At 71.5% G+C, this 14709-nt stretch carries 1 protein-coding gene (running past one end of the window); it reads right to left on the minus strand.

The features are described 5' to 3' along the window. Positions 1–14703: the beginning of a type I polyketide synthase gene (locus tag FHU35_RS19485; RefSeq protein WP_145741808.1), read on the minus strand. The gene continues 15462 nt to the left of window position 1, outside the view; only the first 14703 of its 30165 coding nucleotides appear in the window; its start codon is at positions 14701–14703; its stop codon lies beyond the left edge, outside the window. Between the last annotated feature and the right edge of the window lie 6 nt (positions 14704–14709).

The raw sequence follows: 14709 nt of genomic DNA on the forward strand, positions 1-14709 counted from the left end.
TCGCGACCCGGCCAGCGACCGGCGTGCCCGCGTTCGGACCAGCCCGCGCAGAAGCGGCCTCACGTCGCCGGCTCGTCGCAGAGCGGCCAGGTCGAGGCGGACCGGCAGCAGCACCGGTCGATCCGTGGACAGCGCGGCATCGAACAGCCGCAGCCCCTGCTCGGCCGACAACGGCGGCATCCCCGACCGCACCAACCGATCAGCGTCCACCTCTGAGGCCATCCCGGACTCCCACGCACCCCACGCCAATGACACGCCCGGCAGGCCCTGGGACCGACGGTGTTCGACCAACGCATCGAGGAACGCGTTCCCGGCGGCGTAGTTGGCCTGCCCCGGGGAACCGAAAACACCTGCGGCGGAAGAGAACACCACGAATGCGGACAGGCCCTCGGTCAGTTCGTGGAGGTTCCAGGCGGCATCCACCTTCGGACGCAGCACCGCGTCCACCCGATCCGGCGTCAGCGACTCCACCACACCGTCATCCAGAACACCCGCAGCGTGCACCACAGCCGTAACACCGCGACCAGCCAGCAAATCCGCCACCGCAGACCGATCAGCGACATCGCACGCCACCACATCCACCCGAGCCCCGAGACCGGTCAGCTCAGCGTGCAGCTCATCCGCACCCTCGCCGTCGAGGCCCCGCCGGCTCACCAGGAGCAGGTCCCGAACGCCCTTCTCGACGACCAGGTGCCGGGCCACCGCAGCACCCAGCCCACCCGTGCCACCGGTGATCAGAACCTGGCCGTCCACGCCCCAGCCCACCGGCTGGTCCTGGGCCGCGACCCGAGCCAACCGGGCAGCCAGAACCTCACCCTCGCGGATGAGCAGCTGCGGCTCGTCGCTGGACAGCGCGCGGGTCAGCACCTCCGGATCAAGCGTGCCGCGGTCCAGGTCCAGCAGGCCGAAGCGACCCGGGTGCTCGGACTGAGCCGACCGCACCAAGCCCCACACAGCAGCCGCAGCCACATCCTCACCCGACACCGCGCCACGCGTCACGAACACCAGACGCGACCCGGCGAACCGCTCCTCCGACAACCACTCCTGCAGAAGTCCGAGGGCGTGCGCGGTGAAGTCGTGGGCGGAGGCGACCGCCTCGTCGGTGCCCGTGATCGGCACCAGCACGACGCCCGCCTCGACCGCGCTGACATCATCGTGCGCGGAACCCGGCAGTCCCCAGGCATCCGGCCCGAGCACCGCGCATTCCGGGACGTCCGAATCAGCGGGCAGCGCTGCCGGCGTCCACTGCAGGCCGAAGAGTGCGTCGCGATCCCGGCCCGCGGCGAGTCCTTCGGCGGACACCGCGCGCACGGTCAGCGATTCCACCGAGGCGACCGGGATTCCAGCCGGGTCGGCCAGCGCGAGGGACATCGAGCCGTCGGCATTCCTGGACAGGCGCACCCGCAGTTCCGCCGCGCCGGTGGCGTGCAACGACACGCCCGACCAGGAGAACGGCAGGCCGGTCGCGCCGTCACCGGTGGCCCCGGCCGCGTGCAGGCACGCGTCGAGCAGGGCGGGGTGGAGGCCGAATCCGCTGGTCTCGGCCTCGTCCGGCAGCACGACCTCGGCGAACACCTCGTCACCGCGCCGCCACGCGGAGCGCAGGCCCTGGAACACCGGGCCGTACTCGAACCCGGCCTCGGCGAACAGGTCGTAGCACCGGGACACGTCCACCTCGTCGGCGTCCGCGGGCGGTTGGAGTCCGTCGTCGAACGGGAGCGGTCGTGCTCCGGTGGTGAGGGTTCCGCTCGCGTGCTCCGTCCAGACCGCGTCGACGGCGTCGGCGGGCCGGGACAGCACCGCCACGGTGCGATCCCCCGACTCGTCCGCGGCCCCGACGGCGACCTGCACCTGGAGGGCGTCGCGCTCGGGCAGCGTCAGCGGACTCGCCAGGGTCAGTTCTTCGACCCGATCGCAGCCGACCTCGTCGCCGGCCCTCAGCGCCAGCTCCACCATGGCCGCGCCGGGCACGAGGACCTGACCCATCACGACGTGGTCGGCGAGCCAGGGCTGCGAGCTCACCGACACGCGGTTGGTGAACAGATACCCGTCCGAGCCGGCGATCTCCGTACTCGCGCCGAGCAGCGGGTGCTCGACGTCGACCATTCCGAAACCGGCGACGTCGCCGTGGCGACCCGGCAGGATCGGCCAGAAGCGCCGGTGCTGGAAGGCGTAGGTGGGCAGGGCGACCCTGCGGGTTCCCGTCCTCGCGAACGCGGGGAGCCAGTCGACGTCGAGGCCGGTGACGTGCAACCGGGCCAGCGCCGTCAGCAGCGCGGCCTCTTCGCTCCGGTCCCGGCGCAGCGCCGGGGTCACGACCACGTCTTCGGGGACGGACTCGGCGGCCAGGGCGGAGAGAACGCCATCGGGACCGAGTTCGAGGAGGGCCGTCGCGCCCGCGTCGGTCAGATCGGCGACGGCGTCGGCGAATCGCACCGTCTCCCGGACGTGCTGAACCCAGAACTCCGGATCGGTCACGTCACCGCTCGTCGCGACCGGAACGCTCGGAACCTCGAAGGACACACCGCTGATCGCCTGCCGGAACTCGTCCAGAACCGGGTCCATCAGCGGCGAGTGGAACGCGTGCGACACCTCCAACCGCGTGAACTTCCACCGACCGGCCACGGCTACGACCGGGTCTTCTTCTCCCGCCAGCACCACTGAGTTCGGTCCGTTGACCGCGGCGATAGAGACGCCGTCGATGAGGTGCGGCAGAACCTCGGTCTCGGCGGCCTGCACCGCCACCATCACACCACCCGTGGGCAGCGCCTGCATCAACCGCGCCCGAGCACTGATCAACGCGCACGCGTCCTCCAACGAGAACACACCCGCCACATGCGCCGCCGCGATCTCACCGATCGAATGCCCCGCCAAGAAGTCCGGCCGCACACCGAACGACTCGACCAACCGGAACAGAGCAACTTCCAGCGCAAACAGAGCAGGCTGCGCGAACCCCGTCTGATTCAGCGCATCCGCATCCTCACCCCACATCACCTCTCGCACACCCGGGTCCAGGAGCTCCAACACGGAATCCACAGCCTCAGCGAACACAGGGAACCTGCCGTAAAGCTCCCGACCCATCCCCAGGCGCTGCGCACCCTGACCCGAGAACACCACCGCCAACGAACCCGCACGCGCGGTACCCGAAGCAACCTCGGTGAGACCCGCACCCTCAGCCAGCAGCACCTTCCGGTGCTCGAACACCGAACGCGAGGTGACGAGGGAGAATCCGACATCGGCCGGTGAGTCTTCGAGCGCGCGGAGTCGCGCGGTCTGGTCGTCCACGGCCGCGTCGGACTTCGCCGAGATCACCCACGGCACCGCTGCGGGAACCACCTGCGGCTCGCTCGCGGGCTTCTCGGTCGCGGGGCCCTGCTCCAGGATCACGTGGGCGTTCGTGCCGCTGACCCCGAAGGAAGACACCGCGGCCCGGCGGGGATGACCGGTCTCCGGCCACTCGCTTTGCGAGGTCAGCAGTGCGACGGATCCGGCTTCCCAGTCCACGTGCGACGACGGCACGTCCGCGTGCAACGTGCGAGGCAGGACACCTCGTTGCATGGCCGCGATCATCTTGATCACGCCCGCGACACCCGCCGCCGCCTGCGTGTGCCCGATGTTGGACTTGATCGAACCCAGCAACAACGGCCGGTCGCGGTCCTGACCGTAGGTCGCCAGCAACGCCTGCGCCTCGATCGGATCGCCCAACGTCGTCCCGGTGCCGTGCGCCTCGACCACATCCACGTCCGAAGTGGACAACCCAGCACTGGCCAACGACTGACGGATCACCCTTTGCTGCGACGGACCGTTCGGCGCCGTCAACCCGTTCGACGCACCGTCCGAGTTCACCGCCGAACCCCGCACGACCGCCAGCACCTCGTGCCCGTGGCGACGGGCGTCCGAAAGACGCTCCAGCACCAGCAGACCCACACCCTCCGACCAACCCACACCATCGGCCGACTCACCGAAGGACCTGCACCGCCCGTCCGGAGACAGGCCGCCTTGGCGCGAGAACTCGACGAACGGTCCCGGGGTGGACATCACGGTCACACCACCGGCCAGTGCGAGCGAGCACTCACCGCTGCGCAGCGCCTGCATCGCCCAGTGCATCGACACCAGCGACGACGAGCACGCCGTGTCCACCGTCACCGCAGGCCCCTCAAAACCGAGGGTGTAGGAGACGCGACCGGTGGCGATGCTGGGCGAGCTGCCCTGTCCCTGGTGTCCCTCGAAGTCACCGCCGTTGAGCAACGAGCTGTAGTCGCTGTACATGACACCGGCGAACATGCCGGTGCGGCTGCCGCGCAACGAGATCGGGTCGATTCCCGCGCGTTCCAAGGACTCCCACGCGACCTCCAGCAGCAACCGCTGCTGCGCGTCCGTCGCCAGGGCTTCGCGCGGGCTCATCCCGAAGAAGTCGGCGTCGAAGTCCGCGGCCTCGTCGAGAAACCCGCCGGCCCGCGCGTAGGAGGTCCCGATGTGGTCGGGATCGGAGTGGAACAGGGTGTCCAGGGGCCAGCCGCGATCGGTCGGGAACTCCGAGATCGCGTCGACCCCGTCGGAGACCAACCGCCACAGGTCTTCCGGCGACGACACACCGCCCGGGTAGCGGCAGGCCATCCCGACGACGACCACCGGGTCATCGGTGGTGTTGAGCAGGACCGGAGCACTCGCGGAGTCCTGCGCCTTCGCGCCGAAGAGCTCCTCGTCCAGGTGCTCGGCGAGGGCCTGGGCGTTCGGGTGGTCGAAGACCAGGGTGGCGGGCAGCCGCAGACCGCTCGTGGCACCGAGCCGGTTGCGCAGCTCGACCGCCGTCAGCGAGTCGAAACCCGAGTCCTGGAAGGCCCTCGTCGGTTCGACGGCCCTGCCATCGGTGTGTCCCAGCACCGCGGCGACCTCACCGCGCACCAGGTCGAGCAGGGCGTCCTGTCGTGCTGTCTCGCCGAGTCCGCTCAGGCTGGCGACCAGCGATTCCGCGGCTCGCGATCCCGCCAGCGACCGACGTGCCCGCGTTCGGACCAGCCCGCGCAGCAGCGGCGGAACGTCGCCGGCTCGGCGCAGAGCGGCCAGGTCGAGGCGGACCGGCAGCAGCACCGGTCGATCCGCGGACAGCGCGGCGTCGAACAGCCGCAGCCCCTGCTCGGTCGACAGCGGCGGCATCCCCGACCGGCCCATCCGATCAGCGTCCACCTCCGAGGCCATCCCGGACGCCCACGCGCCCCACGCCAACGACACACCCGGCAGGCCCTGGGACCGACGGTGCTCGACCAACGCGTCCAGGAACGCGTTGCCGGCGGCGTAGTTGGCCTGACCCGGGGAGCCGAAAACACCCGCAGCAGAGGAGAACACCACGAACGCCGACAGGCCCTCGGTGAGCTCGTGGAGGTTCCAGGCGGCATCCACCTTCGGACGCAGCACCGCATCCACCCGATCCGGCGTCAGCGACTCCACCACACCGTCATCCAGAACACCCGCAGCATGCACCACAGCCGAAACACACCGACCAGCAAGCACCTCCGCCACCGCAGACCGATCAGCGACATCGCACGCCACCACATCCACCCGAGCGCCGAGACCGGTCAGCTCAGCGTGCAGCTCACCCGCACCCTCGCCGTCGAGGCCGCGCCGGCTCACCAGAAGCAGGTCCCGAACGCCCTTCTCGACGACCAGGTGCCGGGCCACAGCAGCACCCAGGCCGCCCGTGCCGCCGGTGATCAGAACCGGGCCGTCCACGTCCCAGCCCACCGGCTCGTCCGCCGCGGCCCGAGCCAACCGGGCCGCCAGAACCTCACCCTCGCGGATGAGCAGCTGCGGCTCAGCGCTCGCCGACGCCGTTGCCAGTGCGGTGGGAGAAGCGCCTCCGGCGTCCAGGTCCAGCAGCCCGAAGCGACCCGGGTGCTCGGACTGAGCCGACCGCACCAGGCCCCACACGGCGGAGGCGGCCACGTCGTCACCCGAGACCGCGCCTCGCGTCACGAACACGAGACGCGACCCGGCGAACCGCTCCTCCGACAACCACTCCTGCACCAAGCGCAGCGCGTGCCGGGCGCAGTCGTGGGCCGAGCCCACGACGTCGGCCTCACCGGCCACCGGCACCAGCACGACATCGGCCTCGACCGCGCTCAAGTCGTCGTGCGCAGAACCGGGCAAGTCCCACGAGTTCGTCCCGAGAACCGCGAATACCGGCTCGGCGAGGTTCGCCTCCGCGGTGATCGGAACCCACTCGACGCCGAACAGCGCATCGCGCGTCCCGTCGGCGTCGCCGAGGTCGGTCTGGGTGAGCTCGCGCACGACCAGGGACTCGACCGAGGCCACCGGTGCACCGTTCGCATCGGCCAGCGCGAGGGACATCGTCCCCTCGTCGGCGAGCGACAACCGCACTCGCAGCTCGGTGGCTCCCGCCGCGTGCAACGACAGGCCGCGCCAGGAGAACGGCACGACGCCGCCAGAGGTGCGCTGACCGGCGAGCGCCAGGGCGTGCAGGCTCGCGTCCAGCAGCGCGGGGTGCAGGCCGAACCCGCTGGTCTCGACCCCTTCCGGCAGGACGACCTCGGCGAACACCTCGTCGCCGAGCCGCCAGGCCGAGCCCAGGGCCTGGAACACCGGGCCGTAGTCGAACCCGGCTTCGGCGAACCGCTCGTAGAACCCGGTCAGCTCCAGCGGTTGGGACCCGGCCGGCGGCCAGGCGGCGGCGTCGAAGGGCTGGGACGTCTGCTCGCGGCCGAGCAGACCGACCGCGTGCTGAGTCCAGGGCAGCTCCGCGTCGTCCTCCGGCCTGCTGTGCACGGTGATGGCGCGGTGGCCGGAATCCTCCTCCGGGCCGACGCGCAGCTGCAGCTGCAGCGCGCCCTGCTCGGGCAGCACCAGCGGAGCCGACAGCGTCAGCTCCTCGACGCGCTCGCACCCCGCCTCGTCGGCGGCCCTGATCGCCAGCTCCACCAGGGCCGCACCCGGGACGAGCACCTGCCCCCGCACGACGTGATCGGCGAGCCAGGGCTGCGACCGGACCGACAACCGGCTGGTGAGCAGGAACCCGTCGGAGTCGGCGAGTTCCGCGGCCGCACCGAGCAGCGGGTGGTCCACCGAAGCCAGGCCGGCACCGCGCACGTCCCCCGACTTGCCGACGGCGTCGGGCCAGAACCAGCGGCGCTCGAAGGCGTAGGTCGGGAGCTCGACCCGGTGAGCGCCCGTGCCTTCCCACAGCGGTTCCCAGCGCACGGGCGCGCCGGTCGCGTGGAGCCGGGCCAGGGCGGTGACGAACGTGGTCTCCGCGTCGTGGTCCTTGCGCAGGACGGGGGCGATCACCGCGGCGTCCGGCGCGGATTCGGCGGCCATCGCCGACAGGACGCCATCGGGTCCGAGCTCCAGGAACGCCGTCGCACCCGCATCGGCGAGCTGGTCGACGGAGTCCGCGAACCGAACGGCCTCGCGCACGTGCTGGACCCAGAACTCGGGGTCGCTCACATCACCGCTGGTCGCGATCGCGACGCCGGGTGTGTGGAACGTCAGCTCACCGATGGCCTGGCGGAAGTCCTCCAGCATCGGGTCCATCAGCGGCGAGTGGAACGCGTGCGAGACGTCGAGGCGCTTCGACTCCCACCGCGACGCCACGTCCAGCACGGCGGCTTCCGCACCGGCCAGCACCACCGAGGACGGGCCGTTCACCGCGGCGATCGACACCCCGTCGGCTAGGTGCTCCCGCACGTCGGCCTCACTCGCCCGCACGGCGACCATCACGCCGCCGGAGGGCAGCGCCTGCATGAGGCCTGCCCGCGCACTGATGAGCGCGCAGGCGTCGGCCAGCGAGAACACACCGGCCACGTGAGCTGCGGCGATCTCACCGATCGAATGCCCGGCCAGGTGATCCGGCCGCACGCCGAAGGATTCGACCAGCCGGAACAGAGCGACCTCGAGCGCGAACAAGGCGGGCTGGGCCATGCCGGTCTCGTTCAGCGCATCGGCGTCAGCACCCCACATCACCTCGCGCACGGACGGGTCGAGGTGTCCCAAGACCTCGTCCAACGCCTCGGCGAACACCGGGAACCGGGCGTAGAGCTCCCGGCCCATCCCGAGCCGCTGCGAGCCCTGGCCGGAGAACAGCACCGCCACCGACTGCTCGTGGGCCACTCCCCGCGCGGCTTCCACCAGACCGCCGTCCGAGGCCAGCAGCACGGCGCGGTGATCGAAGAGCGATCGCGACGTCACCAGCGAGTACCCGGCGTCGGCGGCGTCGATGTCCCACTCGCGCAGCCGGGCGATCTGCGCGTCCAGCGCGGTCGCCGACTTCGCCGACACGACGCACGGCACCACGCCGGGCGTCACCCGCGGTTCGACCGCGGAGACGACGACAGCGGGCCCCTGCTCCAGGATCACGTGCGCGTTCGTCCCGCTGACGCCGAACGACGACACGCCCGCCCGGCGAGGACGCCCGGTCTCCGGCCACTCGACCGGAGCGTCCAGCAGTTCGACGGAGCCGGCTTCCCAGTCGACGTGGGAGGAGGGCACGCCGGCGTGCAGGCTTCGCGGCACGACACCGCGCTGCATCGCGGTGACCATCTTGATCACACCGGCGACACCGGAGGCGGCCTGGGTGTGACCGAGGTTCGACTTGATCGAGCCCAGCAGCAGCGGGCGCTCCCGGTCCTGCCCGTAGGTCGCCAGCAGGGCCTGGGCCTCGATCGGATCGCCCAGCGTGGTTCCCGTGCCGTGCCCGTCCACCGCGTCGACGTCCGATGTGGACAATCCGGCTCCGGCCAGGGCGTGGCGGATCACCCGCTGCTGCGAGGGACCGTTCGGCGCCGTGAGACCGTTCGACGCGCCGTCGGAGTTCACCGCCGAACCCCGCAGGAACGCCAGCACCTGGTGTCCGTTGCGCTGCGCGTCCGAGAACCGTTCCAGCACCACCAGACCGGCGCCCTCGGACCAGCCCACGCCGTCGGCGGTGTCGGAGTAGGACTTGCACCGGCCGTCGGCGGCCAAGCCGCGCTGGCGGGAGAACACCACGAACGACGCCGGGGTCGACATCACGGTCACACCACCGGCCAGCGCCAGCGAGCACTCCCCCTGCCGCAGCGACTGCGCCGCCAAGTGCATCGACACCAGCGACGACGAGCACGCCGTGTCCACCGTGACCGCAGGCCCTTCGAGACCGAGCGCGTAGGACACGCGGCCGGACAGGACGCTCTGCGCGGTACCGGTCCCCTGGTAGCCCTCGAAGGTCTCGCCGTCGAGCAGCGTGCCGTAGTCGTTGACCATCACACCGGCGAAGACACCGGTCTGGCTGCCCTGCAACGAGGCCGGGTCGATCCCGGTGCGCTCGATGGCCTCCCAGGCCGTCTGCAGCACCAGCCGCTGCTGGACGTCGGTGGCCAGCGCCTCGCGAGGCGACATCGCGAAGAAGTCGGCGTCGAACTCCCCCGCGTCGTGCAGGAATCCGCCCGAGGTCGAGTACGAGGTGCCCGCGCTGTCCGGGTCGACGTCGAACAGCGAATCCAGGTCCCAGCCTCGGTTGGTCGGGAAACCGGTGATCGCGTCGCCGTCCTCGGTCACCAACCGCCACAGGTCCTCCGGTGAGGACACACCGCCCGGGTAGCGGCAGGCCATGCCCACGATCACGATCGGGTCGTCGTCCGGGGACCGCGCGGGTTCGACCGGACGAACGTCGAGGGCGGCGCCGAACAGGTCGTCGCGCAGGTGCTCGGCGAGCCTGGTCACCGTCGGGTAGTCGAACACCGAGGTCGCCGAGAGCCGCAGCCCGGTCGCCGCGGTCAGCCGGTTGCGCAGCTCCACGGCGGTGAGCGAGTCGAAACCCAGTTCCTGGAAGGGCCGCGAGGGATCCACTCCCCCGGAGCCGGCATGTCCGAGCACGGCCGCGACCTCGTGGCGGACGAGCTCCACCAGCCGCTCGGTGCGCTCGGCTTCGGACGAGGCGGCGAGGCGGTCCACCAGGGCCTCGACGTCGCCCCGGGAGGACGCGGTCGCGCGCCGGATCGGGGTGCGGATCAGTCCCCGCAGCAGGTGCGGGACCTCCCCGCGGCCGCGCAGCGACGGCAGGTCCAGCTGCACCGGCAGGAGCTGCGGTTGTCCGGTTCCCAGCGCCGCGTCGAACAAGTCGAGGCCGTGCTCCACCGACAGCGGCTGCACGCCCATCCGCGAGATCCGCTGCACGTCGGCTTCGGAGAGCGCGCTGGTCAGGCCGACCGACTGCTCCCAGGCGCCCCAGCCCAGCGACACGGCCGGAAGCCCGCGCTCGCGGCGGTACCGCGCCAGGCCGTCGAGGAAGGCGTTGCCCGCGGCGTAGTTGCCCTGCCCGGCACCGCCGAAAGTGGCTGCGGCGGAGGAGAACAGGACGAACGCGGAGAGGTCCCCGGCGAGTTCGTGGAGGTGCCACGCGGCGTCGACCTTCGGGGCCAGCACCGCGTCGACCGCCTCGGCGGACAGGGATTCGATCACGCCGTCGTCGACGACCCCGGCGGTGTGCACCACGGCGCGCACCGGGTGCCGGTCGAGCAGTGCGGCGACCGATGCGCGATCGGTCACGTCGCAGGCCACGATCCGCGCGGTGGCGCCGCGTTCGGCCAGGTCGGCGACGAGGTCGTCGGCGCCGTCGGCGTCCGGGCCCCGGCGGCTGACCAGCAGGAGTTCGCGCACGCCGTGCGCGTCGGCCAGGTGCCGGGCGAGCACGGCTCCCAGGCCCCCGGTCCCGCCGGTGATCAGGACGGTGCCGTCGGTGTCCCAGGCGGTGTCCTCGCCCGAGGTGGTCGGCCGGGCGATGCGCGGGGCGAGCACCTCGCCGTCGCGGATCAGCAGTTGCGGCTCGTCGCTGGTCAGCGCCCGCGACAGCAGGGCGTCGGCATCCGCCTCGGCACCGGGGTCGGTGTCCACCACGGTGAACTGTCCCGGGTGCTCGGTCTGCGCCGAGCGCAGCAGCCCCCACACCGCTGAGCCGGTGAGGTCGCGGCCGGAGGTCGCACCACGGGTCACGAACACCAGCCGCGAGTCGGTGAAGCGCTCCAGCGCGAGCCAGTCCTGGAGGATGCGCAGGACTCGCGCGGTCGTGGAGCGCACCGAGTCGACGACATCGTCGGTGTCTCCGACGACGGGAACCACGACCGTGCCGGGTTCGATGCCGGTGAGGTCGTGCGGGGGTTCGAGCACCGACCACGTCTCGTCGGCCGTCTCCGAGATGGCGGCCGGAGCCCAGTCGAGCTGGAAGAGCGCATCGCGCGTGACCGAGTCGTCGGTGATCTGCTCGGCAGGCATCTGCCTGGTGACGAGGCGGTCGACCGAGGCGACCGGCGTTCCCGCCCCGTCGGCGATGGAGAGCACCGTGGTGCCGTCAAGCCCCGGGGCCAGGCGCATCCGCACCGCCGAAGCGCCTGCGGCGTGCAGCGAGACGCCCTGCCACGAGAACGGCAGCGCGCTCCGGCTGAGCGCGCCGACGTCGCCGAAGCCCGCGGCGTGCATCCCGGCGTCCAGCAGCGCCGGGTGCAGGCCGAAGTCCTCCGCTGCGGCGTCACCCGGCAGCTCGACCTCGGCGAACACCTCGTCGCCTCGACGCCACACGGCGCGCAGGCCGCGGAAGACGGGGCCGTAGTCGAAACCGACCTCGGCGAACCGCTCGTAGCAGTCGGACACGTCGACGGCCTCGGCACCGGCCGGCGGCCACGCACCCAGGTCGAAGCCGGGTCGAGCCGCCGTCACGGCGAGCACGCCGCCGGCGTGCTGGGTCCAGGCGCGTTCGCCCGCATCCGCGCGGCGGGAGAAGATCGCCACCGGACGTCGGCCGGACTCGTCGGCCGCGCCGACGGTCGCCTGGACCTGGACGTCGCCCTGGGAGGGCAGCACCAGGGGTGCGGACAGGGTCAGCTCTTCGACGTGACCGGACCCCACCTCATCACCGGCGCGGATCGCGATCTCGAGGAATCCCGTTCCGGGGAACAGAACTCGGCCGTGGACGACATGATCGGCGAGCCAGGCGTGGGTGCGCAGCGCCAACCGGCCCGCGAGCAGGAACCCGTCGGTGCCGGCCAGTTCGGCGGCGGCGCCGAGCAGCGGGTGCCCCGGCGATTCCAGCCCCGCCGACCGCACGTCGGCCTTCGACGTCGCGGGACGCGGCCAGTAGCGCTCGCGCTGGAAGGCGTAGGTGGGCAGGTCCACCCGCTGCGCGCCAGTGCCGCTGAAGAACTGCGCCCACTCGACCTCGACGCCCGTCACGTGCAGCCGGGCCAGCGCCTCGATCAGCGCCGGCTCGGGGTCACGATCCTTGCGCTGCGCGGGAACGAGAACCGCGTCCTCCGGAACGGACTCGGCGGCCATCGCCGTGAGAACGCCATCCGGGCCGAGCTCCAGGAAGGTGTTTACGCCCCTCTCGGCGAGCGAACGCGCGTTGTCGCCGAACCGCACGGAGTTCCGCACGTGCTGAACCCAGAACTCCAGCGATGTCACGTCTCCGCCGACCGCGATCGGAATGCTGTTCTCGTGCAACGACAACCCGCTGATCGCGGCGCGGAAGTCGTCGAGCATCGGATCCATCAGCGGGGAGTGGAAGGCGTGCGAGACCTTCAGGCGGGTCGATTTCCACCGGGCGGCCACGGCCAGGACGGGCTCCTCATCACCGGCCAGCACCACCGACGACGGCCCGTTCACCGCGGCGATAGAGACGCCGTCGGTGAGGTGCGGCAGGACCTCAGCCTCACCAGCCTGCACCGCCACCATCACCCCGCCCGTGGGCAGAGCTTGCATCAACCGCGCCCGAGCGCTGATCAGCGTGCAGGCGTCCTCCAGCGAGAACACACCCGCCACGTGCGCCGCCGCGATCTCACCGATCGAATGCCCCGCCACGCAGTCCGGCCGCACGCCGAACGACTCGACCAACCGGAAGAGAGCGACTTCGAGGGCGAACAGAGCAGGCTGCGCACAACCCGTCTGGTTCAGGGCATCCTCGTCCTCGCCCCACATGACATCCCGCACGCCGGGGTCCAGGCGCTCCAGCACGGCATCCAAAGCTGCTGCGAACACCGGAAACCGGCCGTAGAGATCACGACCCATCCCCAGGCGCTGCGCACCCTGACCCGCGAACAACACACCCACCGACCGCTCAGCAGCAACACCACGCGCCACCTCGACCACACCGTCACGCGAAGCCAGCCGCACCACCCGGTGGTCCAGGGCCGTCCGCGAGGTGGCCAGGGCACCACCGATGTCGACCGGCGCCAGTCGCGGGTTGCGCTCGACGAACGCGTCGAACCGCTCGACCTGCGCGGCCAGCGCTGCCTCCGACTTGCCCGAGAGCACCCACGGCACCTCGGCCACGTCCGGCGCCCGGCCCTCGCTCTCGACCGGCTCCGCGACCGGGGCTTCCTCGATGATCACGTGCGCGTTCGTGCCGCTGACGCCGAAGGCCGAAACCCCGGCCCGCCGCGGACGTTCACCGCGCTGCCACTGCCTGGACGAGGTCAGCAGCTCCACCGCGCCGGTCGTCCAGTCCACGTTGGACGACGGGTTCTCGGCGTGCAGCGTCCGGGGCAGAACGCCGTGGCGCAGCGCCATCGTCATCTTGATGACGCCCGCGACACCGGCGGCGCCCTGCGGGTGACCGATGTTGGACTTGATCGAGCCCAGCAGCACCGGGTCCTCGCGGTCCTGGCCGTAGGTCGCCTGGACCGCCTGGGCCTCGATCGGGTCGCCCAAAGTCGTTCCCGTGCCGTGCGCCTCGACCACGTCCACGTCACCGGCGGTCAAACCGGCGTTGTCGAGAGCCGTCCGGATCACCCTCTGCTGCGAGGGGCCGTTGGGCGCCGTCAACCCGTTCGACGCACCGTCGGAGTTGATCGCGGACCCCCGCAGCACGGCCAGCACCTCGTGGCCGTTGCGCTGGGCGTCGGAGAGCCGCTCCAGCACGAGGACTCCGACGCCCTCCGACCACCCGGTGCCATCCGCGGAATCGGAGAAGGCCTTGCACCGGCCGTCGGGCGCCAAGCCGCTCTGCGAGCTGAACGCGCTGAAGGCGTTGGGCGTCGACATCACCGCCACACCGCCTGCCAGGGCCAGCGAGCACTCACCGCCGCGCAGCGACTGCACCGCGTTGTGCAGCGCGACCAGCGACGAGGAGCAGGCGGTGTCGACCGTGACCGCCGGGCCCTCCAGCCCCAGCAGGTAGGAGATGCGTCCCGACAGCACGCTCGCCGCGAACGCCGTCGTGGAGTACACGCCGATGTCCTCGCTGGACTCGGCGAGGAGTTCGCTGTAGTCCTGACCGGTGGTGCCCATGAACACGCCTGTCCGGCTCGCGCGCAGCGAGGTCGCGTCGATGCCCGAGCGCTCGATCGCCTCCCACGCGACCTCGAGCAGCAGCCGCTGCTGCGGGTCCATCGCCACCGCCTCGCGCGGCGCGATGCCGAAGAACCCGGCGTCGAAACCGGCTACGTCGGAGAGGAAACCGCCCTGGAAGGTGGCGCTGGCCAGCTCGTCGACGTCCCAACCGCGATCTGCCGGGAACTCCGAGATGGCATCGCGCCCCTCGGACACCAGCTCCCACAGCTCCTCCGGCGACGAGGCTCCGCCGGGGTACCGGCAGCCCATCCCGACGATCGCGACGGGCTCCACCGCAGCGGCGATGAGCTGCTGGTTCTGCTTGCGCAGGCGATCGTTCTCCTTCAGGGACGAGCGCAGAGCCTCGACGTACTGCTTCTCAGAGCTGCTCATCGGTTT

The organism is Saccharopolyspora dendranthemae (assembly GCF_007829955.1).
Classification (GTDB): Bacteria; Actinomycetota; Actinomycetes; order Mycobacteriales; family Pseudonocardiaceae; genus Saccharopolyspora; species Saccharopolyspora dendranthemae.